Here is a 25,850-nt window from a genome sequence, read left to right as displayed (position 1 = left end):
GATCAGCCGTTGACGAAGGCCATGTCGGCCGCCGTCAGCTCGATGCTGCGCAATTCGCGGTTGACCAGGAAATTCTCGGTTTCCTGCACCGTTTCGGCCAGCTCGACGCGGGCGTCGAAGCGGGCGCGGAAGGCCTCGATGATCTCGTTGACGATGACCTCGGGGGCGGAGGCGCCGGCGGAAAGGCCGAGCGTCGAGATCGCGCCGATCTCATCCCAATCAAGCTCGGCGGCGCGCTGCACCAGGATCGATTTCTTCGCCCCTGCCCGCAGTGCCACTTCGACAAGGCGCTTGGAATTGGAGGAATTCGGCGCGCCGACGATGATGAAGAGATCGCAGCCGGGGGCGGCCTGCTTCACCACTTCCTGGCGGTTGGTCGTCGCATAACAGATCGAGTCGGCGGCCGGCGCCGTCAGGTTGGGAAAACGCTCCTGCAGGCGGGCGATGACACCGGCGGTATCATCGACCGACAGCGTCGTCTGGGTGACGTAACCGAGATTGTCGGCGTCGACGGGAATATAGGCGTCGGCATCCTCGATCGTCTCGATCAGCGAAACCGAACCCTCGGGCAGCTGGCCCATCGTGCCGATCACTTCGGGGTGGCCGGCATGGCCGATCAGGACGACGTGGCGGCCGAGGCGATTGTGGCGCATCGCCTGCTTGTGGACCTTGGAGACCAGCGGGCAGGTGGCGTCGAGGTAGAAGAGGTTGCGGCTCACCGCATCCTCCGGCACGGATTTCGGCACGCCATGGGCTGAAAAGACCACCGGTTGGGCGCGATGCTCGGCCGGGATTTCGTCCAGCTCCTCGACGAAGACGGCGCCCTTGGCCTCCAGCCCCTCGACGACATAGCGATTGTGGACGATCTCGTGGCGCACATAGACAGGCGCGCCATAGGATTTCAGCGCCAGCACGACGATCTGGATGGCGCGGTCGACGCCGGCGCAGAAGCCGCGCGGCCCGCAGAGCCTGATCGTCAAAGGAGGTTTCGCCGCAATATTCATGTCTGTTCCGGATTGAGAGATTTAGGGACCTCTAGCCCAATATAGGTGGAAATTGAAGCGATACTATTGCGCCGGCTGCTTGCCCGGCTTGCGAAACCAGGAGATCCCCACCACGGCAATCAGCACGGCGGCCAGCCCATACCAGGTGAAGGCATATTGCAGATGGTCGTTCGGCAGATCCACCTGGGTGACGCCGCCGATCGGCAAGCCGGCCGGATTGAGAGTTGAATCGGCATCGACGAAAAACGGAATGACACGGGCCTTCTCCAGCCCGACGCTTTCGGCCATGACGTCGAGATCCTTCCAGTAGAAGATGTTCTTGGCGACGTCGTTGTCGGGCACCACCCAGGAGGGTTTGCCGGGAAGTTTTTCGCGCGCCAGGCCAGTGACGGTCTGCTCATCCGTCAACTGGCCCTGCATGCGCATTTCCGGCTCCTTGTTCTCATAGGGAACGAAGCCGCGATTGACGAAGAGCACGCGCCCGTCGGCAAGCTCCAGGGGCGTATAGACGTAGAAGCCGGTCTCGCCGCGCCAGGTGGCGAAGAAGTGCCGCTCCTTGTTGTTGATGTAGCGGCCGGTGGCGGTGACTCTGCGGTATTCGATATCGCCGCCGGTTGCCGCCATCGCCTCGATATCGGCAAGCGACACGGGGGCCGCTGCCTGCCGCGCGGCGATATCGGCGATCAGGCCCTCTTTCCAGTGGAGGCGCTCCACCTGCCAGGTGCCGAGCGAAATCAGGATGGCAAGGGCGATCAGCACCAGCATGCCGGTGAGGACGGGCAGCCGGCGGCGCGGCATGGCATGCTCTATTTCAGTCACTCAGGCGTCCTTCGCGGGCATTGTGGCGGTATTGCATGGCGATCAGGATGCCTTTGAACCAGCGCAGCGTCGCAAGCGACAGGATGATGGTCAACGGGCCGAAGAGCAGGATATGCACCCAGATCGGCGGCCCATAATTCACCTGCAGCCACAGCACCATGCCGATGACGATGAAGCCGACGATGAGGATGACGAAGACGGCCGGCCCGTCGCCGGCATCGGCGAACGAATAATCGAGGCCGCAGGAGGCGCAGCGCGGCTTGACCCCGAGCAGGCCGTCGAACAGCTTGCCCTGACCGCAGCGCGGGCAGCAGCCCTTGATGCCTGTCTTGACCGGATCGACGGGGGGATAATGGGCGCTGTCTTCGCTCATATCATTCCTTCTGGCCATTCCTTCTCGGCAGTCCATCCTGCCTTAACTCTCCCATAAAGTATTCGCATCCCGAATGGAAATGCCTGCGCGCTCTTGTCTCAGTGATTCGCGCCAAACAGAAGAAGAAGACGGATGACCAACGACAACCATGCCGGCCAGATCATTATTTTGAACGGTGCGCCCAGAAGCGGCAAATCCAGCATTGCCCGCGCGATCCAGGACGAATTCGAGGGGCCGTGGATCAACCTCGGCGTCGACAGCTACAATGCCATGACGCCGAAGCGCTACCTGCCCGGCATCGGGCTCAGGCCGGGCGGCGAGCGGCCGGAGCTCGAAGACCTGGTGCCGTTCCTCTATGCGGCGCTTTATGAATCGATCGCCATCCATGCCGGATTTGGCCTCAATGTGGTGGCCGATCTCGGCCATCACGACAGCTACTCGCAGCCGCTCGGCATTCTCGCCGACTGCGCCCGGCGCCTGGACGGCTTTTCCGTGCTGTTCGTCGGTGTGCGCTGTCCGATCGAGACGATCATGCAGCGGCGTGAATTCAAACAGGAAGGCCGCGAGACGCTTTATGTAAGAGCCACCGAGGAGACACCTGTGCCGGAGCCGGTGCAGCGCTGGCAGGACGAGGTGCACCGGCCGGGCATTTATGACATGGAGGTCGATACGTCGGTGCTGACGGCACTCGAATGCGCCGAGGCGATCCGCCAGCGGCTGGATCTCGGCATTCCTGAGCCTTCGGCTTTCGACCGGATTGCTGGCGGGCGGTGATGGCCAGCCCCTCATCCGCCTGCCGGCACCTTCTCCCCGCAGGCGGGGCGAAGGGGACACGCCGCAAGCTCTCCGTCCCTCTCCCACCTCTCGCAGGGCACGTCCCCTCTCCCCGTTTTACGGGGAGAGGGTTAGGGTGAGGGGCAGCCTTCTGAGCAAACAGACAAACCAGGAAAGAAGTCCGGCACACAAAAAAGGCGGGCACCCGGCCCGCCTTTTCCTTGAATATCGCTGCAATCAGCCGGCTGCGACGGGCGCGCCCCAGCCGCCCCAGACGTAGATGCAGAAGAACAGGAACAGCCAGACGACGTCGACGAAGTGCCAGTACCAGGCGGCCGCCTCGAAGCCGAAATGCTGTTTCGGGGTGAAATCGCCGCGCAGCGACCGGATCAGGCAGACCAGCAGAAAGATGGTGCCGATGAGGACGTGGAAACCGTGGAAGCCGGTCGCCATGAAGAAGGTCGCGCCGTAGATCGAATTCTTGAAGGCGAAGGGCGCGTGGGCATATTCATAGGCCTGGACGCTGGAGAAGAAAATGCCGAGCAGCACCGTCAGCGTCAGGCCCTGGATCAGGCCCTTGCGGTCGTTGTGCAGCAGCGCATGGTGCGCCCAGGTGACCGTCGTGCCCGACAGCAGCAGGATGACAGTGTTGTAGATCGGCAGGTGCCAGGGATCGAGAACCTCGATGCCCTTCGGCGGCCAGGTGCCGCCGGTATAGAGCAGGCGCGAGGCCTGGATTGCCTCGTTCGGGTAGAGGCTGGCGTCGAAATAGGCCCAGAACCAGGCGACGAAGAACATCACTTCCGAAGCGATGAACATGATCATGCCGTAGCGCAGGTGCAGCGAGACGACGCGGGTGTGGGCGCCCTCATGGGCTTCCTTCACCGTATCGGCCCACCAGCCGTACATGACGTAGAGAACCAGTGCGAAGCCGATGTAGAAGAGCCAGGGGTTGGCGAGTTCGGCGCCGGCGACCTTGAACGATCCGCCGTTCAGGTAGCGCATGTAGCAGACGCCGCCGATCGCCATGATGAAGGCGCCGAGCGAGGCGAGAATCGGCCACGGGCTCGGATCGATGATGTGATAGTCGTGATTCTTCTGATGAGCATCGGCCATGTAGCTATCCCCGGATGTCTTCCTTCACTCCGTTCCCGGCATAGCCGGAAACGAGCCTTGATCAAAGTTTCTTTTCACTTTTTACCGCTCCACCCTCATTCGAAGCCAACGGCTTCGGACCCTCTTTCGGGTAGAACGTATATGACAGCGTGACCGTGTGGATGTCCTTGGACTCCACGGCCTTGACGATTTCCGGGTCGATGTAGAACACCACCGGCATGTCGAGCTTTTCGCCCGGCTTCAGGTCCGTTTCCGTAAAGCAGAAACATTGCACCTTGTTGAAATAGACGCCCGCTTCACCCGGCGTGACGTTGAAAACCGCCTGGCCGCGCTGCGTCTCGTTCGAGCGATTCTCAGCGGTGAAATGGACCTGGATCGTCTCGCCGATCTTCGGATTGACCTCGCGCTCGACCGGCTTGAAGTCCCATTGCAGGCCGGGCGCGACATTGGCGTCGAAGGTGACGCGCATCGTGCGGTCGAGCACGACGCTCGACACCTGGTCGACGCGCTGCGTCGTGCCGTTATAGCCGGTGACCTGGCAGAAGATCCGGTAGAGCGGCACGGCGGCATAGCTCATCGCGCCCATGCCGAAAACGAAGCTCAGGCACATCATCACGACGGCGCCGTTGTTGCGGGCCGGCTTTTTCGGTGCAGGGGCGTTGTCGCTCATCCGGCCATTCCCCCGCCGATCTTCACGATGGTGATCGCGTAAAAGAGAATGACGAGGCCGGCGAGCACCAGCCCGAGGGCGATGTTGCGGTTGCGCCGCGACTTCATCTGCTTTTCGGTGAGCTTAACGAGATCCATCAGAACCAGCCTCCGGTGTGCGAGACGAAGATCGAGGCCAGCCGGTCGATCATCAGGGCGGAGAACACGGCGAAAAGATAGAAGATCGAGAAGGCGAACAGCTTCTTCGCCGGGATCATCTTCAGATCGCCGTCGGGCATACGCCAGACGGCGATGGAACAGTAGATGAAGATCGCGCCGAGGGCGGCGGCCACCAGGCCGTAGCCGAAGCTTGCGAAACCGAGGAAGGAGGGCAATATCCCGCAAACCGCGGTCAGCACCGCATAGGCGACGATCTGATGTTTTGTCACCCGCTCGCCGGCGACGTTCGGCAGCATCGGCACGCCGACGGCCTCGTAATCGCGCATCTTGAACAGAGCCAGGGCCCAGAAATGCGCCGGCGTCCACAGGAAGATGATCAGGAAGAGAACGGTGCTCTCGATCGTCACGCTGTTGGTGACGCAGGCCCAGCCGATCATCGGCGGGAAGGCGCCGGCGGCTCCGCCGATGACGATGTTCTGCGGCGTCGAGCGCTTCAGCCACATGGTGTAGACGACGGCATAGAAGAAGATGGTGAAGGCAAGGATGCCGGCCGAGAGCCAGTTGACGGCAAGGCCGAGGATGACGACCGAGAAGCCTGATAGCACCAGGCCAAAGGCCAGCGCCTCCGAGGGCGCGATGCGGCCGGCCGGGATCGGACGCTTGGCGGTGCGGCTCATGATGGCGTCGATATCGGCGTCGTACCACATATTGAGCGCGCCGGAAGCGCCGGCGCCGACGGCGATACAGAGAATGGCGATCAGGCCGAGGACGGGATGGATGTGGCCCGGCGCCAGCACCAGGCCGGCAAAGGCGGTGAAGACCACGAGCGACATCACCCGCGGCTTCAGCAATTCGAAATAATCGCGCGCACTCGCTTCCGACAATTCGCCGTCCTTTGCAAGCGCCCCGTGATTGTCGATAACCGTCATCATTCCGTCCTGAATATCAGAATACCAGGACGCCGTAACGAATGCGGCGTCCTGATACCCGCGCAATTACTTGATGCGCGGAAGCTGTTCCCACTGGTGATAGGGCGGCGGCGAAGGCAGCTGCCATTCGAGCGTCGTCGCACCCTCACCCCATGGATTGTCGCCGGCGACGCGCTTCTTGGCGAAGGCTTCGAAGACGCCGAAGAGGAAGATCAGCACACCGAAGGCCGAGATATAGGAGCCGATCGAGGACACATAGTTCCAGCCGGCAAAGGCATCCGGATAGTCGATGTAGCGACGCGGCATGCCGGCGAGGCCGAGGAAGTGCTGCGGGAAGAACACCAGGTTGACGCCGATGAACATGACCCAGAAATGCAGCTTGCCGACCAACTCGTTGTACATGTAGCCGGTCATCTTCGGGAACCAGTAGTACCAGCCGGCGAAGATCGCGAAGACGGCGCCGAGCGACAGAACGTAGTGGAAGTGAGCCACGACGTAATAGGTGTCATGCAGCGAACGGTCGAGACCGGCATTGGCGAGCTGGACGCCGGTGACGCCGCCGACCGTGAACAGGAAGATGAAGCCGATCGCCCAGAGCATCGGCGTGCGGAACGAGATCGAGCCGCCCCACATCGTCGCGATCCAGGAGAAGATCTTCACACCCGTCGGAACGGCGATGACCATCGTCGCGAAAACGAAGTAGCGCTGCGCGTCGAGCGACAGGCCGACCGTGTACATGTGGTGGGCCCAGACGACGAAGCCGACGGCACCGATCGCGACCATGGCGTAGGCCATGCCGAGATAACCGAAGATCGGCTTCTTCGAGAAGGTCGAGATGATATGGCTGACCATGCCGAAGCCGGGCAGGATGAGGATGTAGACCTCGGGGTGACCGAAGAACCAGAACAGGTGCTGGTAGAGGATCGGGTCGCCGCCGCCTTCCGGAGAGAAGAAGGAGGTGCCGAAGTTACGGTCGGTGAGCAGCATGGTGATGCCGCCTGCCAGAACCGGCAGCGACAGCAGCAGCAGGAAGGCGGTGATCAGCACCGACCAGGCAAACAGCGGCATCTTGTGCAGCGTCATGCCGGGGGCGCGCATGTTGAGGATCGTGGTGATGAAGTTGATCGCACCGAGGATCGACGAGGCGCCGGCGATATGGAGCGCAAAGATCGCCAGGTCGACTGCCGGTCCCGGCGTGCCGCTGGTCGCCAGCGGCGGATACATCGTCCAGCCGCCGCCCGTGCCGTAGGCGCCTGCCGGGCCTTCGACGAACATCGACAGCAGGAGCAGCGCGAAGGCCGGAACGATCAGCCAGAAGGAGATGTTGTTCAGGCGCGGGAAGGCCATGTCGGGCGCGCCGATCATGATCGGCACCATCCAGTTGGCAAAACCGCCGATCATCGCCGGCATGACCATGAAGAAGATCATGATCAGCGCATGCGCTGTCGTGAACATGTTGAACATCTGCTTGGCGCCGTCGATCGCGGCATCGCCCTCATAGCCGTAGACCATCGAGGCCAGGCCGTGGAAGATCTGGATGCCAGGCTCCTGCAGTTCCATGCGCATGGCGACGGACAATGCGCCGCCGATGATGCCGGCAATGATCGCGAAGATCAGGTAGAGCGTGCCGATGTCCTTGTGGTTGGTCGAGAACAGCCAGCGATTGGCAAAGCTCGGCTTGTGCCCGTGATCGTGGTGATCGTGGTCATCATGAGCGTGGTCGTGATGGGCGTGATCATGAGAATGATCGTCGTGAGCGGAAGGTCCAGCCATTGTCCCGATCCCCTTAATTACTGTGCTTCGGCGACGTCGAGGGTCTTTGCGGGACCATCGGTTGCGGCCATGAGTGTCTTGTAGGCGCCGGGCAGGTCGCTGGCGGCTGTCGTCAGCCACTGCTTGTACTTGTCCTCGGAGACAACGCGGATGGCGATCGGCATGAACGCATGGTCCTTGCCGCAGAGCTCGGAACACTGGCCATAGAACAGGCCTTCGCGCTCGGCCCGGAACCAGGTCTCGTTCAGGCGGCCCGGCACGGCATCGATCTTGACGCCGAAGGACGGCATGGCGAAGGCATGGATGACGTCGGTCGGGGCCGAGGTCACGAGAACGCGCACCGTCTTGTTGACAGGCAGGACCAGCTCATTGTCGACGGCCAGAAGTCTCGGATAAACCGACTTGTCTTCCTTGCCGGCGGCAGCGCGGTCCTGATCCTTCAAGAGGTAGCTGTCGAAAGCCAGCGGGCTGTCGCCCGAACCTTCATATTCGTAGTTCCACTGCCACTGGGTGGCGGTCGCCTTGATCGTCACGTCGGGGTTTTCAGGCAGCGTCAGCTGCGCCGTCAGCAGGTTGAACGAAGGAATGGCGAGAAGAAGCAGCACCAGGACCGGCCCCACGGTCCAGGCAATCTCGATCAGCGTGTTGTGGCTCGTCTTCGAAGGAACCGGGTTGGCGCTGGCGCGGAATTTGACGCAGACGACAATGAGCAGCACCAGAACGAAGAGCGTGATCGGAACGATAAACCACAGGGTATATTGTTCGAACCAATGGATTTCCCGCATGATCGGCGTCGCCGCCGGCTGCAGCGTTGCCTGCCACGGCAGCGGCTGGTCGGCATATGTGCCGGAAGCAAAAAGCAGACAGACCAGCGTGGTCAGGGCTGCATAAGCCTTCTTCATCACCTTATAATCTCCCTCGAGCGCTTGACCTGCAAAATAGAACGCAGAATCCTTGCCATCTTCAGCGCTTCAAACCACAGTTTGGCATTTGCCGCAACAGGCCAGAGCAATTGTCTATGCGGCATTTTTGCTGAAAGCATAGGCAGGCCGGAAGGGCAAAACATCCCAAGTTTTTCATCAGCATATGAAAAATCGGCTTTCCGGCCAATCCGCGCGCCGCACATTCTTGCCGAAAGGTCCAATTTCCGCCGCAGTCCCCCGGTTTTCACGGGGTGGGGCTTTTCATTTTTGGTGGGCAGCTTCAACAATAGCCGCAATGATTCGATATCCAGAGGTTTCCATGGGTTTCCGTTCCCTCGCGCAGTCGCTTCTCGTGACTGCCAGCATCGCGGCCGCGGCGACGACGCCCGTTTTCGCACAGCAGCAACCGACGCCGACGCCGGCCAAGCCGCCGGCTGCGGCCCCTGCTCCTGCCACAACGCCGCAGCAGCCGAGCGTGGCCAATCCGAATATCCAGGTGACCCCCGGCCAGACCCAGCCGCAGGCGCCGGGCACGGTGAAATCCAATCACGGCGCATGGTCCGTCGTCTGCGACAAGCCGGCAGGTGCTGCGACCGAACAATGCGCGCTGATGCAGAACGTCATCGCCGAGGATCGGCCGGAGGTCGGGCTTTCCGTCGTCGTCCTGAAGACGGCCGACCGCAAATCGAAGATTCTCCGCGTGCTCGCACCGCTCGGCGTGCTGCTGCCGAACGGCCTCGGCCTCAATGTCGACGGCAAGGATATCGGCCGCGCCTATTTCGTCCGCTGCTTCGCCGATGGCTGTTATGCCGAGGTCGTGCTCGAAGACGAGCTGCTGAAGACCTTCCGCAGCGGCGCCCAGGCGACCTTCATCGTCTTCCAGACCCCGGAAGAAGGCATCGGCATCCCCGTCGACCTCAAGGGCTTCGCCGAAGGTTTTGACGCGCTGCCTTGAGGGCATTCGGATAGCGCAACGATGCTCGAATGCCCTCATTCATCGCTGTCCTTGCTCCAATAGCCCCCCCACCCTCCGTCATCCTCGGGCTTGACCCGAGCATCCACGCGGCACCCTCGGTGGCAGCCATGGATCCTCGGCTCAAGGCCGAGGATGACGGAGAATGGGGTGGCGTTCCAGCCAAACTTGGCGATGGCACACGAAATCCATCCGGCAGGAGCGCCCCGCAGCGCAAAGCGATAAACCGCTTACATCTCCCTCGCGCGCCCCCCCCATTTCCTGAGATGAACTTGCCCAACTAAAGAATATTCCGCAACAGGGCTTCACTCCTTATCAATAGGAGCCCTATCTAGATGCGTAAGCGCATTCCCGAACGCATCCCCATTGGAGCCAGACCATGACCACCGATCTCCTGACGCTATTCGATGCCGATGAAGCCACGATGCGTGGTCTGGTTGCCGAGGCGCTCGCCGGCGCCGATGACGGTGAGCTGTTCATCGAGCATGCGCAGGCCGAAGCGCTGACCTTCGACAATGGCCGGCTGAAGGGCGGCAGCTTCAACACCGAACAGGGATTCGGCCTGCGTGCCGTTGCCGGCGAAGCGGTGGGCTACGCCCATGCCGGCGACCTCTCGGTGGCGGCGCTGAAGCGCGCGGCGGATGCGGTGGGCGCCGTGACGCGCGGCTATTCCGGCTCCTATGCGGCGGCTCCGCAAGGCACCAACAAGAAATTCTACGGCGACCAGAACCCGATCGGCCAGCCGAGCTTCGAGGAAAAGGTCAAGGTCCTGCAGGATATCGACGCCTATCTCAGGGAGAAGAACGACAAGGTGCGGCAGGTGACGGCCTCGGTGGCGGCGAGCTGGCAGGTCGTCGACATCCTGCGCGCCGACGGGCATCGCGTGCGCGACATCAGGCCGATGACCCGCATCAATATCTCGGTGATGGTCGGCGAAGGCGATCGCCAGGAAAGCGGCTCCTATGGTAGCGGCGGGCGCATCGGCTTCGGCGATTTCATCGCCGAGGGCAGCTGGCAATATGGCGCCGACGAGGCGCTGCGCCAGGCGCTCGTCAACCTTGAAGCAATTGATGCGCCGGCGGGCACGATGGATGTCGTTCTCGGTTCCGGCTGGCCGGGCGTGATGCTGCACGAAGCCGTCGGCCACGGGCTCGAAGGCGATTTCAACCGCAAGAAAACATCGGCCTTTGCCGGCCTGCTCGGCCAGATGGTCGCCGCTCCCGGCGTGACCGTTGTCGACGACGGCACGATCGACAACCGCCGCGGTTCGATCACCATCGACGACGAGGGCACGCCGTCGGGCTACAACGTGCTGATCGAGAACGGCAAGCTCGTCGGCTATATGCAGGATCGGCAGAATGCCCGGCTAATGGGCATGGCGCCGACCGGCAACGGCCGCCGCCAGGGTTATGCGCATGTGCCGATGCCGCGCATGACCAACACCTATATGCTCGGCGGCGACAAGACGCCCGAGGAAATCATCGCCTCGGTGAAGAAGGGCATCTATGCCGTTTCGTTCGGCGGCGGCCAGGTGGATATCACCTCCGGCAAGTTCGTCTTCGGCTGCACCGAGGCCTATCTGATCGAGAACGGCAAGGTCGGCGCGCCGATCAAGGGCGCGATGCTGATCGGCAACGGCCCGGATGCGATGAAGCGGGTGTCGATGATCGGCAACGACATGAAGCTCGATACCGGCATCGGCAATTGCGGCAAGGGCGGCCAATGGGTTCCGGTCGGCGTCGGCCAGCCGCATCTGCGCATGGATCGGATCACCGTCGGCGGCACCCAGACCTGAGACGAAAGGAGCCTGTCATGGCGGAGGTCGAGATCAGGCGTTTTGCGGAAGGCGACGCCGATGACGTGCTTTCGGTGATCCTGCCGATCCAGCGCGAAGAGTTTGGAATCGACATCACCGCCGATGCGCAGCCGGATTTGAGGGTCATCCCGGATTTCTATCAGTCCGGCAAGGGAGAGTTCTGGGTCGCCGTCAAGGATGGCGCCATCGTCGGCACGCTGGGCTTGAAGGACATCGGCAATCATCAGGCTGCCCTGCGCAAGATGTTCGTCGCCGCCGACGTTCGCGGCCGCGAGCACGGGGTGGCGGCGCTGCTTCTCGACCGCATGTTCGCCCATGCCAGGGATGCCGGCCTTACCGATATCTTCCTCGGCACGACCGACAAATTCGTCGCCGCCCATCGCTTCTACGAAAAGAACGGCTTTGCCGAGATCGCCAAGAGCGCCCTTCCCCGCGCCTTCCCGCTAATGGCGGTGGACACCAAGTTCTACCGGCATAAGGTCGGCTGAGGGCCGCCGAAATGCCTCAGCTCTTCGGCGCTTCCGCCGGCTGAAACAGCCATTTGCGTTCGATCGCCGCGGCAAGATCGATGTCGTTGCTGCGGGCAAACAGCAGGAGGTGGCCGAGAAGGTCGGCGGTCTCGTCGGCCAGATCGCGCCGCATCTCCTCGGGCGATCGGCCTTTCGCGCGGCCGCGGCCGGTCAGCCGGTTCCAGGCCTGCGTCAGCTCGCCCATTTCCTCCTGTAGCTTCAACAGAAACCAGTCGGCATCGCGTTCGATGCCGTTGGCGGCGACATAGGCGGCGGATGAGATTTCGAACTGATCGGCAAGACGACGCAACATCGGCGTTCTCCTTTTGTTTATGGAAGAGACGCTGATTCCCGATGCTTGTCCAGAGTCGATTGTCTTACAGAGCCGCGCGTTTATTCAAACGCGCAAAGGACGCTGTAACACTTTGAATTCCTGCGGCGATCAGCCGTGATCCGGCAGCAGCATGCAGTCGTAGGAGCGCTGCTTCAGCGCATCGCAGGCGGAAACGGCGGCGTCCTTGCTGGCGAAGCCGACGAAGCGGGCGCGGTAGATCTTGTTGGCGCCCTTGCCGACCGCCTCGGTATAGGGCGAGGCGGAAACCAGCGGCGCGCCGCCTTCAGACTTTGCCTGGGCGAGAAGTGCGCGCGCCGCATCGGCGCTCGGAGCGGCCGAGATCTGGATCTGCCAGTCGCCATCGGTCTTTTCCGCCGACATTTTCGGCGCCTTGCCGGCGTTCAGGATTTCGTCCATCGCGACCGGACGCTCCAGCGGCACGACGGCGTCATCGGCATAGGCCAGGCTCTTTGCTGCAAGATCGTCGGCCGAGCGCGGTGCGCTGAGCGGCACGGGAACATCGGAATCGTCGGCGGCAGACGCCACTTCGACAGGCTCCCTGGCGCCGACGCTCGCCACCAGCTTGGCGCCGCCGGAAGAGGAGGCACGGCCGAGATAACGGTCGAGCAGACCGGCCATCTTGTCGTCGCGGCTGCGGGCGGTGCGGCCGCCGAGCACGACGCCGACGACGCGGCGGTTGCCGTCCCGAACAGCGCTGACGAGATTGAAGCCGGAGGCGTTGGTGTAACCGGTCTTGATGCCGTCCATGCCCTGGTAGCGGTACATGAGATTGTTGTGGCCGCGCACGGTGCGGCCGCGGAAATTGAAGCTTGCCACCGAAAACAGCCGGTATTCGTTCGGATAATTCTTCATCAGCGCGATGGCGAGCGTCGACATATCACGCGCCGTGGTGACCTGGCGGCCGTCCGGCAGGCCGGAGGCGTTGACGAAGACGGTGCGGCTCATGCCGAGCTGGCGGGCCTTGGCGGTCATCATCCGGGCAAAACCGCTTTCCGAGCCGCCGAGCTTCTCGCCCATGGCGGAGGCGGCATCATTGGCGGATTTGATGATCATGCCATAGACCGCCTCGCGCACGGTGATCGTGCCGCCGGCCTTGACGCCGAGCTTGGTCGGCGGCCGGGAGGCGGCATATTTCGACATCTTGATCGGCGTATCCCAGGCGATCTTGCCGCGCTTCAAAGCTTCGAAGGTGAGATAGAGCGTCATCATCTTCGTCAGCGAGGCCGGATGGTTCAGCGTATCGGCGTTTTCGGCGGCGAGAACCTTGCCGGTGCGGGCATCGAGGACCAATGAAGCGCTGCCGGCCAGGGCCGCAAGAGGCGCCGAAACGGCGAGCGTTACGGTCAAAACAGCCGCCAGAAGCGTTCTCATGCAGTTCCCCTTGATGCGTCGGCGCTCGATAGGATCGGCGTTGTGCCGTAACGTGACAGAAGCGGCAAGTTTGGCGCGACTTTGAGGCAACTCCTACCATTTTTCTAGTCTTTTCATCGCCTTGGTTAACAGGAAATGAAAGGAGCCGTGCGAAATCGGGATTCAGCAAGGCTTAAGTCGCGCTTGCTAGTTTCCAGCAAAAAACAACGGACGGCGCATGACGGGACAATTGAAGCGACTGGCAAAACGCGCGGCGATCGGCGCCGGGCTCGAGCTTTCCTGGCTGATTGCCGCCGCCGGGCTGATGCGCCAGGCGCGCGGACGCGGCGTCGTCTTCACGCTGCATCATGTCCGCCCGCACGTGCCGGAGGCTTTCGAGCCGAATGCGCATCTCGAAATCACCCCCGGCTTTCTCGATACGGCGCTGCGGCGGCTGAAGCGGGAGGGCTATCGTTTCGTGCCGCTCGATCAGGTGCCGGCGCTGCTGGCCGAACCCGAGGGCGGAGGGCCGTTTGCCGCCTTCACGCTCGACGACGGCTACATCAACAATCTGGAGCACGCGCTGCCGGTGTTCGAACAGCATCGGGCGCCGTTCACGGTGTTCATTGCCAAGGGTTTTGCCGAGGGCTCGCACAGCATCTGGTGGGAGACGCTCGCCATCCTTTTGCGTCGGTCAGGCGAACTTCGCTTCGATTTCGGCCGCGGCAGCGAACGGCTGGCGCTCGACGATCCGCAGCAGCAATGGGATGCCTTCGGCCGATTCGCCGGCTTTATCCACCGGTCCGACGAGGCGCGCGCCGTCGCCGCGATCGACATGCTGGCGCGGGAAAACGGCATCGAGCCGACCGATATCACCCGCGCGCTGGTGATGGAGCCCGGCCAGTTGCAATGGCTTGCGACCCATCCGCTCGCCACACTCGGCGCCCATACGATCAGCCATCGGGCGCTGGCCCGCCTGCCGGAGGCCGAAGCGCGGATAGAAATGCAGGTTTCGGCCGATTACGTCGAGGCGATAACAGGCAACCGTCCCAAGACGATCGCCTATCCCTACGGCACGCCGGAGGCTGCGACCAGCCGCGAGGCGGCGATTGCCCGAAATCTCGGCTTTGAGCTTGCGGTCACCACCCAGCCAGGGCTGCCGGCAGCAGCGCAAACCGGCTATCTCTCGCGCATTTCGCTGAACGGTTTCTACCAGAAGCGACGCTACGTCTCGGCGCTTGCCTCCGGCATTCCGCTGAAGCTGATGGGCAAATAGGGCCGTTTACGGATACATCCTGACCTTGTCCCATGCGCCTTCCGGCAACGGCCGGCGGAATTCGACGCGGTCATGCAGGCGGAAGTTCTGGTCTTTCCAGAATTCGATCGAGGTCGGCCGGATGCGGAAGCCCGACCAATGGGCAGGACGCGGAATTTCGCCGATGGCATAACGGGCGGTATATTCGGCCACCGCCTTTTCAAGCGCGAAACGGCTTTCGAGCGGGCGGGATTGTTTCGAGGCCCAGGCGCCGATGCGGCTGCCGCGGGCCCGCGTCTTGAAATAGGCGTCGGCTTCGGCATCGGTGACGATCTCGACGGGGCCGCGCAGCCTTACCTGGCGGCGCAGGCTTTTCCAGTGAAAGCACATGGCCGCCTTTTTCTGGCCCAGAATTTCACGGCCTTTCTGGCTCTCGAAATTGGTGTAGAAGACGAAACCGTTGTCGTCGAATCCCTTCAGGAGAACCATGCGGACATTGGGAAGACCATCCTCATCGACCGTTGCCAGCGCCACGGCGTTCGGGTCGTTGGGTTCGGAAGCCTCCGCTTCGCCAAGCCATTCGGCAAAGAGCTTGAAGGGTTCGCCACTTTCGGTAAAGTCACCGCTTGTTAACTCGTTTGCCGACATATTGGTTCAAATGCCCCGGATTATTCAAAACTCGCCCAGCTTTTGATAACTGGACAGGATGCAGGGTGGAAGTCATAGCAAAGTCATATCGCCATACAAAGGGCCTGCGGCGTCGCAGCAGCACGTTCTTCGTCATCGGCGCCGCAATGCTTTCGCTTTCCGGCTGCCTGGCAGGCGGCATGGATTTTCTCAGCGAAGCCAAGGTCGACCGGTCGGTGGCAACCGGCACCGTGCCGCAGACGCCGCCGAGCACCGATACGCTGTCGGATGAGATGACCGTGCGCAATGCCGTGACCTCGGCTGATGTGCAAAGGCTCGAGGGCCAACCGCTTCCCTGGGCGAATGCATCGACAGGCAGCGCCGGCGTCATCGATACGATCGTCGAGAACAATGAGTCGGGCCAGGTCTGCCGCCAATTCCGCACGACGCGGCATTCCTATGTCGGCATCGCCAAATTCTACGGCAAGACCTGCCTCGTCGGCGGCGGCAACTGGCAGCTCTTGAGCTTCCAGCCGGAAAGTTAATTTCCGGCGGGAAAGTTAATTTCCGGCGGGAAAGTTAATTTCCGGCGGGAAAGTTAATTTCCGGCGGGAAAGTTAATTTCCGGCGGGAAAGCTGATCCGGCGGGAAAGCTGATCCGGCTCGCCGACAGGTTAACGCCCGACGCCTTTCCGCCGGATGCTTAGCAAAGAGCTAACCATTCGGCGCAAAACACTCCACATCTCTCCATAGAAATAAGAAGTGATTAGCAACTCCGACGCACGATCAGCGTTGAGAGTGGTTGTCCCTGCCTATGCGGCGGGATGGCGCGAATTGTTATTGGGCTTTTGATTTCGGAATTTCGGGATGCCGGGCAAGGACGTGGCTTCCCGCATCGCAACACCGGCGGTTTGACATGCGCGATCCTTATAAAATTCTGGGCGTCAAGCGCGACGCTGCAGCGGACGAGATCAAGGCGGCCTGGCGCAATATGGCCAAGTCAGCCCATCCCGACCACAATCAGGGTGACCCGACGGCGACGGCCCGGTTCGCCGAGATCGGCCGCGCCTATGAAACGCTGAAGGACCCGCGAAAACGCAGCCTGTTCGACAATGCCGTGCGGATGGCGGAAGCCAAGAAAAACGAACAGACGATCATGCAGCAGCGCCAGGCGGCGCGTGAGGCTGCCGTGCGCGCCAAGGCGGCGCAGGCCAATGCCGAGCGGGTGATGGAAGAGCTTGCGCGCGCCGCCCAGAAGGCCGCCGCCGAAGGCTCCAGACAACAGGCAGGATCGGCCGAGCCCGCCGACGAGATGGTCGATCGCATTTTCGGCGCTCAGGCCCGCGCTGCGGCCGGCGGCCAGGCGCAGGCTCGCGCGCAACAGGCGCAATACCAGCAGGCCCAGAGCCAGCAGACACAGAATCAACAGGCCCAGAACCAGCAGGCCCAGAACCAACAGGCGAGCGAGGCCGGCAGGCGCTTGGATGGCGACGCCACCGAGGCCGATACCAGGAGCGACGAGGAGGCCGGCGAGGCTGGGCCAAATGCCGGCGCCAACCTGCCGCTGCCGCTCAGCATCCTGACATCCCTGGTGCGCCGCTTCACCGGCGCCAAGGATACCGGCCTGGAAAAAGCACCGGACGAGGTGGCGACGGCGACGGTAACGATCGACGATGTGCTGAAGAGCGGCTGGATCACCGCGTCACTGCCGGAGGGCCGCGAGATCGGCTTCGCATTGCCGGCCGGCACAAGGGATGGTCACGAGCTGCGGCTCAAGGGACAGGGCTTCAAGCTGCCGGGCATGCAGCGCGGCGATGCCGTCATCAACATTCGCATTGCGCCCGATCCACGCTTCACGGTCGACGGTTTCGATCTGCATGCGGTGCTGCCGCTCAGCATCGAAAATGCCGTTCTCGGCACCGAGGCGCGTATCGAGGGACCGAGCGGGCCGCTCACCGTCACGGTTCCCGCATGGTCGGGCTCGGACAAGACGATCAAGATCCCCGGCCAGGGATTGCCCCGCGAAGAGGGCGGCAGAGGCGATCTCGTCGTCGAATTGCGCATTATCCTGTGGGAAAAGCCCGACGACAAAGTCACCGATCTCATGCGGAGCATGCGCGAAGGCCTGTTCCTGTGAAATATTTATGACTTTCGCACCCTTTGTTACGAAACCTAACAGTTGATGATCCAGGCCAAGCTTGAACCGATTAGCGGCCTATGCCATAGGCAGGATCAATCAGAATTCCTAGGGAGCGAAATATGGCTCAAGCATCCGGCCTCATGGCAGGCAAACGCGGCGTCATCATGGGTGTCGCCAACAATCGCTCGATTGCGTGGGGTATTGCCAAGGCCATTCATGCGCAGGGCGGAGAAGTCGCGCTCACCTACCAGGGCGATGCGCTGAAGAAGCGCGTCGAGCCGCTCGCCGCCGAAATCGGCGCGACGCTGGTAGGCCACTGTGACGTTGCCGACGAAGCCACCATCGACGAGGTTTTCGGAAACGTCGAAAAGCTCTGGGGCAAGATCGATTTCCTCGTGCATGCGATCGGCTTCTCCGACAAGGACGAGCTGACCGGCCGCTACGTCGACACCTCGGCCGACAACTTCGCCAAGACGATGCAGATCTCCGTCTATTCCTTCACCTCGGTCGCACGCCGCGCCGAGAAGCTGATGACGGATGGCGGCGCCATGCTGACGCTGACCTATTACGGCGCCGAAAAGGTGATGCCGAACTATAACGTCATGGGTGTCGCCAAGGCCGCGCTCGAAGCGAGCGTCAAATATCTGGCCGTCGACCTCGGACCGCAGAACATCCGCGTCAACGCCGTCTCGGCCGGCCCGATCAAGACGCTTGCAGCCTCCGGCATCGGCGATTTCCGCTATATTCTGAAGTGGAACGAATACAACGCGCCGCTGCGCCGCACCGTCACCATCGAAGAAGTCGGCGATGTCGGCCTCTATCTGCTGTCGGATCTCTCGCGCTCCGTCACCGGCGAAGTGCACCATGCCGACAGCGGCTATCATGTCATCGGCATGAAGGCGGTCGACGCCCCTGACATTTCGGTCGTCAAGGACTGAAGCATTCCCGGAGCAGAGACCGTGCTTATCTACGTGATCAGACACGGTCAGACCGACTGGAATGCCGAGCGCCGCCTGCAGGGCCAGAAGGACATCCCGATGAACGCCACGGGCCTGGAACAGGCCCGGCAGAACGGGGTGGCGCTTGGCGAAATTCTCGGCGACACAGTCGATGAATTCGATTTCGTCGCAAGCCCGCTGCAGCGCACGCGCGCGACCATGGAAATCGTCCGCGGCGCCATGGGCCTGCCGCCGCTTGCCTATCGCACCGATCCGAGGCTGGTCGAGATCTCCTTCGGCGACTGGGAGGGCTCGACGCTCAAGGAGCTGAAGGCGACGCAGCGCGAGCGGGTGGCCGAACGCAATGCTTCGAAATGGGATTTCATCCCGCCCGGCGACGATGCGGAAAGCTACGAGATTCTCTCCTGGCGCACCGGCTCATGGCTGCAATCCGTCGATCGCCCCACCGTCTGCGTCACCCATGGCGGCGTCATCCGCACACTGTTCCAGATGATCGCCGACCTGCCGAAGAGCAGCGCTGCCGAAGGCGGAATCCCGCAGGACCAGATCGTCAGGATCGACGCCACCGAGCGGACGATTGTCTGGCTGTAGGGCGTCGCACCTGAATCAAAATGCTTTCGGAAGTCCGGCCTGTTTCAGCGTCTCATTGGCTGTATGGCGCGATTTTACCCCATGATCGACCGTGAAATGGCGGTTGGAAATCGGGCTATACCAGATTTCGTGATCACCCTTTCCCGGCCGCACATATTCGCAGCCAGCTTTCAACAGCAGCTCTTTGGGTTCACGTAGATAGCCGGCCATGTGCTCAGTAGGTCGGATTGGGAATGCGAACGAGCTGTTCGGCCATAATATGGATAGGAATTTCCGGCAGGCTCGAAGTAAAACCGTTCAGCTCGAAAAGATCGGTTATAGCTGCGATAACCTTAGGCTCAAGAGCTTCGAGGGTGTCTGCCTCGATCGCCAACCCTTCGATATCGTTGCTGCTGGCAACCCAAACGCCAGCCTCCTCATCCCAATCCGCGCGCACTATGATCGAGGCGTGCTTCATACGATCATTCTCCATAGCGGACACGATTGTCCCACACCGTTGCGTTTGCTCTGCGCCGACGGGTCATAGTGTATATATGTAGCTGAATGAAGACGAATTTTATAGCCGATCTAGACGTTCAGGCTTCCTATTTGACAATATCCAAATCGTTGATGACGCGCTTGCCGTCGACCTCGGTGTAGAAGACGATGACCTTCACGCCGGCTTCGAGGCCGTCGAAATTGAATTCCTCGGGCGCCTGATAGGTTTTGCCGTCATCGAGTGTCAGCACCAGATTGGCGGTATCGACCTTCTTGATCGTCGCCTCGACATCGGCGCTCTCGGCAAAACCGCTCATCGGCGACAGGAAACTTGCTGTTGCCAAAAGCGTGGCGACGACGAAACGCATGGCGACAATCCTTTTCAGACGCTGCACGAGAACATGACTGGCCACACATAGCCTCCTGAATATGGCGAAAATTGCCCGTAAGAATGGCTTTTCCCGCCTAATTGATGAATAGGATTTTAAATATAATCAAGACGCCGTGTTAACCGCTGTTTTTCCCTTCCCATGATTTTTGGCATCGCCTGTGGGCAATCGTAAATTAACCCCAACGCCCTAAAGTCGCCCGGAAGATGGGGAGTTTCATTTTGCTATCCAGGCTGAGCGACAACAAGCAGTTACGGCGCGTGTTGAAGAATACCCGCGTCTCGTTTCTGGTTTCTTCGCTTGTCGCCCTTGTCGTCATCATGGTCGGCTTCGGCCTCGATCGGGCCAATACTCAATCTTATGAGCGCGAACTTCATATCCGCACCGAAAGCGAGGCAAACCTCATCCGCGCCCGGGTCATGGCTGAGATCAATATGGACCTCAGCATGGTCCGCGACCTTGCCAATCTGATCTCCGTCAGCGCCGCAAACGGAGAGGAGATGGAGCGGCAGATCAACTGGCTGCTGATCCAGAATCCGTCCTTCATTCACATCGCGGTCGCACCGGATTTCATTATCGACAACGTCTATCCCAGGCTACCCGGCAATGAGGAGATCGGCCGCGACGTGCGCGCAACGCTGTTTTCACGCCAGGCCATGACGCCGGCGGCCGGCGATCAGTCGGCGCGCTTCTATGGCCCTGTCAGCACCGACGGCCGGGACGGCTTTGCAATATTCTTCCCGGTTTTCGTCAAGGAGAACGGCCAACGGCGGCTGTGGGGGGCGGTCGAACTCGTCATCGACCAGCAGATGTTCTACGAGGCGACCGGGCTCATGCCGGCGCGCGACCGCGAGAACCGGGAACGTTTTCCGCATCTCAACCATCTATCGATCGCCCTCCGGGATATCGGCTCACCGGCGAGGGCCGCGACAGCCGCGCCGTTCTTCGGGTCCTCCGAGATCGACGACAAGAATCCGATGCGCCAGAAGATCGGCTTTGCTGGCGGCAAATGGGAACTCTCCGTCGTTCCGAACAGCGGCTGGGACGCGATACCGGAAAACCGAACGGAGCTGCGCCTGATCGTCGCGGCCGCCGGCTGCATCATCATCGTCCCGATCTTCTTCGCGACCCTCCTGCTCGGCGAGCGCAATCGCAACATCACCGAGCTGGAGACGCGCGAGGCGAAACTCAAGGAACTGTCGCAGCGGCTCGATCTGGCGCTGGAATCCTCGAATATCGGCATCTGGGAGCTGGAGGATCACTCGAGCAGCCTGCTCTGGGATGCGCGCGCCGCGGCCTTGCACGGCAAGCCGGCGCAGGAAGGCAGCCGGGCGCTCGACGAATGGCTGGCAGCGATCCTGCCCGAGGACCGCGAGATCGCCGAAGTGCATTTTTTCAGCTGCAGCATCGCCGGCGCCGCCTGCACGGCGCAGTACCGCATCCTGCTTGCCGATGGCGGCATCCGGCACCTGCGCTCGGTCGGCGCCTTTTATACCGATGCCGGCGGTGTCAGCAGGACGATCGGCATCGTCTGGGACGTGACCGCCGATGCGGAGACGACCGATACGCTGCGCAAGGCGAAAGACATGAGCGAGGTCAAGAATGCCGAGCTGGAGCTGGCGCTTGAAGAGCTTTCCAGCCGCGAGGGACAGCTCGCCGAGCTGTCGAGCCGGCTCGACCTGGCGCTCAACTCCTATCAATGCGGCATCTGGGAAGCGCGGCCCGACCGGGGCGGCTCGATCTGGAACGAGCGCATGCACGAGCTCTATGGGCTTGCGCCGCGCAATGGTTTCATGACCGAGGAGACCTGGCTTGGCTGCATCCACCCCGAGGATCGGGGTCTCGCGCTGGAAAGCGCGCGCCACTTCAAGAAGAACGGCGATACCCACACCCTCGTCTGCCGGGTGATCGTCGACGGCGGCGCGGTGCGCTATGTGCGTTCGGTCGGCAAGGTCCACCAGACGGGAACCGGCGAGATGAAGATCATGGGCATCGCCTTCGATGCCACCGAAGACGTGCTGATGACGATCCGGCTGAAAGCCGCCAAGGACGAGGCGGTCGCCAAGAATATCGAGCTCGAGCTTGCCAAGAACAGGATCGAGCACAATTCGCTGCACGACCCGCTGACCGCCCTCGCCAATCGCCGCAAGCTCGATATTGCGCTCGAAGAGCTGACGAATGACGGCCGCCGGCAGCGGCAGAAATTCTCGATCCTGCACATCGACCTCGACCGCTTCAAGGAGATCAACGACACGCTTGGCCATGCCGCCGGCGATGCCATGCTGGTGCACGCCTCGAAGGTGCTCGCCAAGAATGTCCGCGGCAGCGATATCGTCGCGCGCATCGGCGGCGACGAATTCGTCATCCTCGCCCTCGATGTCGGCGACACGGAGATGGCGCAGCTTTCGGCGCGGATCATCGAGGAGATGCGCCAGCCGATCGATTTCCAGGGTTTTTCCTGCCGCTGCGGCGTGTCGATCGGCGTGGCGCTTGCCAACGGCATTCACGTCGATGCGCGCAAGGTGCTGATCAATGCCGATATCGCGCTCTACCGCGCCAAGAGCACGGGCCGCAACCGCTTCGAATTCTTCAATCACAATCTCCAGGCCGATATCGTCAACACCAAGCGCACGGCCGACGAGATCCTCGCCGGCATCGACAATGGCGAGTTCACCGCCTGGTACCAGCCGCAATTCTCAGCCCGGACGATGGAGCTGACGGGCGTGGAGGCGCTGGTGCGCTGGAAACATCCGGCCAAAGGGTGGCTAGCGCCCGACAAATTCCTGCGCATTGCCGACGAGATCAATGTCGTGCAGATGCTCGACCGGATCGTGCTGGAAACCGCGCTGCGCGACAAGATGCGCTGGACGGCGCAAGGCATTGCCGTCCCCAAGGTCTCGGTCAATGTCTCGGCACGGCGGCTGCATGACGGCAGCCTGCTGGAATCGCTCGCCGATCTGCATATCCGCCCTGGCGAGCTTTCCTTCGAACTGGTGGAATCGATCTTCCTCGACGAGAGCGAGGACGTCGTCTCGCACAATCTCGAGCACATCAAGGCGCTCGGCATCGATATCGAGATCGACGATTTCGGCACCGGCCATACCTCGATCGTCAGCCTGTTGAAGTTGAAGCCCAAGCGGCTGAAGATCGACCGTCAGCTGGTGCAGCCGATCGTCGGCGCCACGCAGGAGCGGGCGCTGGTCCGCTCGATCATCGACATTGCCCGCTCGCTCGGCGTCGAGACGGTGGCCGAAGGGGTGGAGACGGCGGCCCATGCCGAACTGCTGCGCGATCTCGGCTGCGACATCCTGCAGGGCTATGCCTTCTCGCGGCCGCTCTCCTTCGATGATTTCACCACCGAGGCCACCGGAGCGGGATGGCGGCTGGCATCCTGACCGCCTTCCCTTGATAGGGACGGAAACAGCATTTCCGCTGCTGCCGGTTTGACGCAAAGAAAGGCTTTTGCCTCGACGGTTTTTTGGCCTATGAGTGTCGCGCCTTTTCAAGCAATGGCGCAACCGGCTTTGGCGCGCCACCGTGGGAACACATGTCGCACAATACATTCGGTCACCTCTTCCGCGTAACCACCTGGGGCGAAAGCCATGGTCCGGCGCTCGGCTGCGTCGTCGACGGCTGCCCTCCGGGACTGCGTTTCAAGCTCGAGGACCTGCAGGTCTGGCTCGACAAGCGCAAGCCCGGGCAATCCCGCTTCGTGACGCAGCGGCGCGAGGACGACCTGGTGAAGGTGCTCTCCGGCGTCATGCTCGACGCCGACGGCGAGACGATGACGACGACAGGCACGCCGATCTCGATGCTGATCGAAAACACCGATCAGCGCTCCAAGGATTACGGCGAGATCGCCCGGCAATTCCGCCCCGGCCATGCCGATTATACCTATGACCTCAAATACGGCATTCGCGACTATCGCGGCGGCGGCCGCTCCTCGGCACGCGAGACCGCAGCAAGGGTCGCGGCCGGCGGCATCGCCCGGCTGGTGGTGCCCGGCGTGACGGTGCGCGGCGCCCTGGTGCAGATCGGCAAGCACAAGATCGACCGGCGCAACTGGGACTGGGATCAGGTCGGCCAGAACCCGTTCTTCTCCCCCGATGCGGCGATCGTGCCGGTCTGGGAAGAATATCTCGACGGCATCCGCAAGAACGGTTCCTCGATCGGCGCCGTTGTCGAAGTGATCGCCGAAGGCGTGCCGGCCGGCCTCGGCGCGCCGATCTATGCCAAGCTCGACCAGGACATCGCCTCGCTGCTGATGTCGATCAACGCCGTCAAGGGTGTCGAGATCGGCAATGGTTTTGCCGCCGCCGAAACTTCAGGCGAAGACAATGCCGACGAGATGCGCATGGGCAATGACGGCGTGCCGATCTTCCTTTCCAACAATGCCGGCGGTATTCTTGGCGGGATTTCGACCGGACAGCCGGTGGTGGCGCGTTTCGCCGTCAAGCCGACCTCGTCGATCCTGACCGAGCGCCAGTCGATCGATGCCGACGGCAAGAATGTCGATGTCCGCACCAAGGGCCGGCACGACCCCTGCGTCGGCATCCGCGCCGTGCCGATCGGCGAGGCGATGGTCGCCTGCGCCATCGCCGACCATTATCTTCGCGACCGCGGCCAGACCGGCCGCCTGAAATAGGAGTGTCCCATGTCGTATGATCAGAAGCGCGTCGTCGACGCCATCCGGGCCTTCGAGGCCGGCGAGATCGTCGTCGTCATGGACGACAACGATCGCGAGAACGAGGGCGACCTGATCGTTGCCGCCGTCCATACCACGCCGGAGAAGATGGCCTTCATCGTCCGCCACACATCCGGCATCGTCTGCGCGCCGATGCCGAAGGAAGAGGCCAAGCGCCTCAACCTCAACGCCATGGTGGCGGAAAACGATTCGGCCCATACGACCGCCTTCACCGTCTCGGTCGATTTCAAGCACGGCACGACGACCGGCATCTCAGCCGACGACCGGACGCTGACGGTGCGCAATCTCGCCAATCCGAATGTCGGTGCGGCCGATTTCGTCCGTCCCGGCCATATCTTCCCGCTGGTTTCGCGCGAAGGCGGCGTGCTGATGCGCTCCGGCCATACGGAAGCCGCCGTCGACCTCTGCAAGCTTGCCGGCCTGCCGCCGATCGGCGTCATCTCCGAGCTGGTCAATGACGACGGCACCGTCACACGCGGCCCGCAGGTGGTCGATTTCGCCGAGCAGCACGGGCTGAAGCTCGTCTCCGTCGCCGATCTCATCGCCTATCGTCAGCGCAAGGAAACGCTGGTCGAGCACGGCACGAGCTTCGACATCGACACCCCGTTCGGCAAGGCCAAGGCCCATACCTATTCCCTGCCCTGGGACCCGATGCAGCATCTCGCCGTCGTCTTCGGCGACATCCGCGACGGCGTCGACATCCCGGTGCGCCTGCATCCGGAGAATGTCGCCGAAGATCTCTTCGGCAAGAACAGCCCGGTCGATTTTTACATGCAGAAGATTTCCGAGGAAGGCCGCGGCGTCATCGTCTATCTGCGCGAAGGCTCGGTCGGCGTCGGCCACTACGACAACGGCCGCAAGGCCCGCAACCAGGGCCGCGAAGCCCATGCCGAAGCCCAGACCCGCGACAGCGAATGGCTGGAAATCGGCCTCGGCGCCCAGATCCTCAAGGACCTCGGCGTCAGCTCGATCAAGCTGCTCACCAGCCGCGAACGCCACTATGTCGGCCTGGAAGGTTTTGGCATCAAGATCAGCAAGACGGAGATCTGCTGAGGGTTTCTCCTCCCTCATCACGATCAATTCAGGCCGTGACCGACTGCCTGATTTCGCTAGCGGATGGCGGCTGATACGGGCATCTGCGGTGTGAATGTGTCTCCTGCGCACC

The 25,850-nt window shown here is 62.1% G+C and carries 28 protein-coding genes; 12 read left to right on the top strand and 16 right to left on the bottom strand.

The window, feature by feature from the left end:
* Positions 1 to 2 precede the first annotated feature (2 nt).
* From ispH to FHX14_RS23320, 3 genes are all read right to left on the bottom strand, one after another.
* Positions 3 to 1,004: a 4-hydroxy-3-methylbut-2-enyl diphosphate reductase gene (ispH, locus tag FHX14_RS23330; RefSeq protein WP_003588093.1), complete on the bottom strand. Its 1,002-nt coding sequence runs from the start codon at positions 1,002 to 1,004 to the stop codon at positions 3 to 5.
* 63 nt (positions 1,005 to 1,067) lie between these two features.
* Entirely contained in the window at positions 1,068 to 1,823 is a 756-nt protein-coding gene (locus tag FHX14_RS23325) for an SURF1 family protein (protein ID WP_184378943.1), read from the bottom strand.
* Complete coding sequence (locus FHX14_RS23320) at positions 1,816 to 2,196, bottom strand: DUF983 domain-containing protein (RefSeq protein WP_012556814.1); 381 nt, start codon at positions 2,194 to 2,196, stop codon at positions 1,816 to 1,818. Before FHX14_RS23320 ends, FHX14_RS23325 begins: the two co-directional genes overlap by 8 nt.
* A 132-nt stretch (positions 2,197 to 2,328) precedes the next feature.
* Here FHX14_RS23320 and FHX14_RS23315 point away from each other — a divergent pair, with 132 nt between their 5' ends.
* A complete protein-coding gene (locus FHX14_RS23315) occupies positions 2,329 to 2,970 on the top strand; it encodes a chloramphenicol phosphotransferase (protein WP_184378941.1) in 642 nt (213 codons plus the stop codon).
* A gap of 237 nt (positions 2,971 to 3,207) precedes the next feature.
* On the opposite strand, the gene FHX14_RS23310 is transcribed toward FHX14_RS23315, so the two are convergent.
* The 7 genes from FHX14_RS23310 to FHX14_RS23280 all read right to left on the bottom strand — a co-directional run bounded on the left by FHX14_RS23310 (position 3,208) and on the right by FHX14_RS23280 (position 8,823).
* Positions 3,208 to 4,086, bottom strand: coding sequence for a cytochrome c oxidase subunit 3 (locus FHX14_RS23310; protein WP_003588098.1), 879 nt, complete (start codon positions 4,084 to 4,086; stop codon positions 3,208 to 3,210).
* Positions 4,087 to 4,147: 61 nt separating this feature from the next.
* The gene (locus FHX14_RS23305; protein WP_184378939.1) at positions 4,148 to 4,756 is read right to left on the bottom strand and encodes a cytochrome c oxidase assembly protein; all 609 of its coding nucleotides are present in this window, start codon (positions 4,754 to 4,756) and stop codon (positions 4,148 to 4,150) included.
* Positions 4,753 to 4,893, bottom strand: coding sequence for a hypothetical protein (locus FHX14_RS23300; protein WP_003569857.1), 141 nt, complete (start codon positions 4,891 to 4,893; stop codon positions 4,753 to 4,755). Before FHX14_RS23300 ends, FHX14_RS23305 begins: the two co-directional genes overlap by 4 nt.
* A complete protein-coding gene (locus FHX14_RS23295) occupies positions 4,893 to 5,843 on the bottom strand; it encodes a heme o synthase (protein ID WP_012556811.1) in 951 nt (316 codons plus the stop codon). Before FHX14_RS23295 ends, FHX14_RS23300 begins: the two co-directional genes overlap by 1 nt.
* Before the next feature lie 66 nt (positions 5,844 to 5,909).
* Positions 5,910 to 7,616: a cytochrome c oxidase subunit I gene (ctaD, locus tag FHX14_RS23290; RefSeq protein WP_003588102.1), complete on the bottom strand. Its 1,707-nt coding sequence runs from the start codon at positions 7,614 to 7,616 to the stop codon at positions 5,910 to 5,912.
* A 17-nt stretch (positions 7,617 to 7,633) separates the two neighbouring features.
* On the bottom strand, positions 7,634 to 8,518 hold the full coding sequence (gene coxB, locus FHX14_RS23285; RefSeq protein WP_003588103.1) for a cytochrome c oxidase subunit II: 885 nt from the start codon (positions 8,516 to 8,518) through the stop codon (positions 7,634 to 7,636).
* Complete coding sequence (locus FHX14_RS23280; protein ID WP_131711370.1) at positions 8,518 to 8,823, bottom strand: hypothetical protein; 306 nt, start codon at positions 8,821 to 8,823, stop codon at positions 8,518 to 8,520. Before FHX14_RS23280 ends, coxB begins: the two co-directional genes overlap by 1 nt.
* An 11-nt stretch (positions 8,824 to 8,834) precedes the next feature.
* On the opposite strand from FHX14_RS23280, the gene FHX14_RS23275 reads away from it, so the two are divergent.
* From FHX14_RS23275 to FHX14_RS23265, 3 genes are all read left to right on the top strand, one after another.
* Entirely contained in the window at positions 8,835 to 9,494 is a 660-nt protein-coding gene (locus tag FHX14_RS23275) for an invasion associated locus B family protein (protein WP_184378937.1), read from the top strand.
* Positions 9,495 to 9,891: 397 nt separating this feature from the next.
* Complete coding sequence (tldD, locus tag FHX14_RS23270) at positions 9,892 to 11,307, top strand: metalloprotease TldD (RefSeq protein ID WP_184378935.1); 1,416 nt, start codon at positions 9,892 to 9,894, stop codon at positions 11,305 to 11,307.
* Between the two features lie 17 nt (positions 11,308 to 11,324).
* Complete coding sequence (locus FHX14_RS23265; protein WP_184378933.1) at positions 11,325 to 11,816, top strand: GNAT family N-acetyltransferase; 492 nt, start codon at positions 11,325 to 11,327, stop codon at positions 11,814 to 11,816.
* 16 nt (positions 11,817 to 11,832) lie between these two features.
* Here the strand turns inward: FHX14_RS23265 and FHX14_RS23260 are convergent, their stop codons facing one another.
* Both FHX14_RS23260 and FHX14_RS23255 read right to left on the bottom strand, forming a co-directional pair.
* Positions 11,833 to 12,150: a MazG nucleotide pyrophosphohydrolase domain-containing protein gene (locus FHX14_RS23260; RefSeq protein WP_184378931.1), complete on the bottom strand. Its 318-nt coding sequence runs from the start codon at positions 12,148 to 12,150 to the stop codon at positions 11,833 to 11,835.
* Positions 12,151 to 12,279: 129 nt separating this feature from the next.
* A complete protein-coding gene (locus FHX14_RS23255; protein ID WP_184378929.1) occupies positions 12,280 to 13,563 on the bottom strand; it encodes a D-alanyl-D-alanine carboxypeptidase family protein in 1,284 nt (427 codons plus the stop codon).
* 217 nt (positions 13,564 to 13,780) lie between these two features.
* Between FHX14_RS23255 and FHX14_RS23250 the strand changes: the two genes are divergently transcribed.
* Complete coding sequence (locus FHX14_RS23250; protein WP_184378927.1) at positions 13,781 to 14,818, top strand: polysaccharide deacetylase family protein; 1,038 nt, start codon at positions 13,781 to 13,783, stop codon at positions 14,816 to 14,818.
* A gap of 6 nt (positions 14,819 to 14,824) precedes the next feature.
* Here the strand turns inward: FHX14_RS23250 and pdxH are convergent, their stop codons facing one another.
* Complete coding sequence (gene pdxH, locus FHX14_RS23245) at positions 14,825 to 15,445, bottom strand: pyridoxamine 5'-phosphate oxidase (RefSeq protein ID WP_003588111.1); 621 nt, start codon at positions 15,443 to 15,445, stop codon at positions 14,825 to 14,827.
* A gap of 65 nt (positions 15,446 to 15,510) precedes the next feature.
* On the opposite strand from pdxH, the gene FHX14_RS23240 reads away from it, so the two are divergent.
* From FHX14_RS23240 to FHX14_RS23225, 4 genes are all read left to right on the top strand, one after another.
* Complete coding sequence (locus tag FHX14_RS23240; protein ID WP_003588112.1) at positions 15,511 to 15,969, top strand: RT0821/Lpp0805 family surface protein; 459 nt, start codon at positions 15,511 to 15,513, stop codon at positions 15,967 to 15,969.
* Between the two features lie 371 nt (positions 15,970 to 16,340).
* Entirely contained in the window at positions 16,341 to 17,561 is a 1,221-nt protein-coding gene (locus FHX14_RS23235; protein ID WP_184378925.1) for a DnaJ C-terminal domain-containing protein, read from the top strand.
* A gap of 122 nt (positions 17,562 to 17,683) precedes the next feature.
* On the top strand, positions 17,684 to 18,502 hold the full coding sequence (fabI, locus tag FHX14_RS23230; RefSeq protein WP_003588115.1) for an enoyl-ACP reductase FabI: 819 nt from the start codon (positions 17,684 to 17,686) through the stop codon (positions 18,500 to 18,502).
* A gap of 21 nt (positions 18,503 to 18,523) precedes the next feature.
* The gene (locus FHX14_RS23225) at positions 18,524 to 19,114 is read left to right on the top strand and encodes a histidine phosphatase family protein (RefSeq protein ID WP_003588116.1); all 591 of its coding nucleotides are present in this window, start codon (positions 18,524 to 18,526) and stop codon (positions 19,112 to 19,114) included.
* A gap of 15 nt (positions 19,115 to 19,129) precedes the next feature.
* Here FHX14_RS23225 and FHX14_RS23220 read toward each other — a convergent pair whose 3' ends face one another.
* The 3 genes from FHX14_RS23220 to FHX14_RS23210 form a co-directional block, all read right to left on the bottom strand.
* Complete coding sequence (locus FHX14_RS23220) at positions 19,130 to 19,324, bottom strand: type II toxin-antitoxin system HicA family toxin (RefSeq protein ID WP_184378923.1); 195 nt, start codon at positions 19,322 to 19,324, stop codon at positions 19,130 to 19,132.
* Positions 19,325 to 19,328: 4 nt separating this feature from the next.
* Positions 19,329 to 19,571, bottom strand: coding sequence for a DUF1902 domain-containing protein (locus FHX14_RS23215; RefSeq protein WP_184378922.1), 243 nt, complete (start codon positions 19,569 to 19,571; stop codon positions 19,329 to 19,331).
* Positions 19,572 to 19,698: 127 nt separating this feature from the next.
* Positions 19,699 to 19,959, bottom strand: a complete 261-nt coding sequence (locus tag FHX14_RS23210; RefSeq protein ID WP_003569889.1) for a DUF1344 domain-containing protein — start codon at positions 19,957 to 19,959, stop codon at positions 19,699 to 19,701.
* 227 nt (positions 19,960 to 20,186) lie between these two features.
* Between FHX14_RS23210 and FHX14_RS23205 the strand changes: the two genes are divergently transcribed.
* The 3 genes from FHX14_RS23205 to ribB all read left to right on the top strand — a co-directional run bounded on the left by FHX14_RS23205 (position 20,187) and on the right by ribB (position 25,738).
* Positions 20,187 to 23,375: an EAL domain-containing protein gene (locus FHX14_RS23205; RefSeq protein WP_246713434.1), complete on the top strand. Its 3,189-nt coding sequence runs from the start codon at positions 20,187 to 20,189 to the stop codon at positions 23,373 to 23,375.
* Between the two features lie 152 nt (positions 23,376 to 23,527).
* Positions 23,528 to 24,625, top strand: a complete 1,098-nt coding sequence (gene aroC, locus FHX14_RS23200) for a chorismate synthase (protein ID WP_184378918.1) — start codon at positions 23,528 to 23,530, stop codon at positions 24,623 to 24,625.
* Positions 24,626 to 24,634: 9 nt separating this feature from the next.
* The gene (gene ribB, locus FHX14_RS23195; protein WP_003588124.1) at positions 24,635 to 25,738 is read left to right on the top strand and encodes a 3,4-dihydroxy-2-butanone-4-phosphate synthase; all 1,104 of its coding nucleotides are present in this window, start codon (positions 24,635 to 24,637) and stop codon (positions 25,736 to 25,738) included.
* The last annotated feature ends 112 nt before the right edge of the window (positions 25,739 to 25,850 follow it).

Origin of the sequence: Rhizobium sp. BK619, assembly GCF_014195245.1 — a bacterium.
GTDB lineage: Bacteria > Pseudomonadota > Alphaproteobacteria > Rhizobiales > Rhizobiaceae > Rhizobium > Rhizobium acidisoli.
Note: the sequence above shows the minus strand (reverse complement) of the source record. Positions and strands in the feature narration are given on the sequence as shown.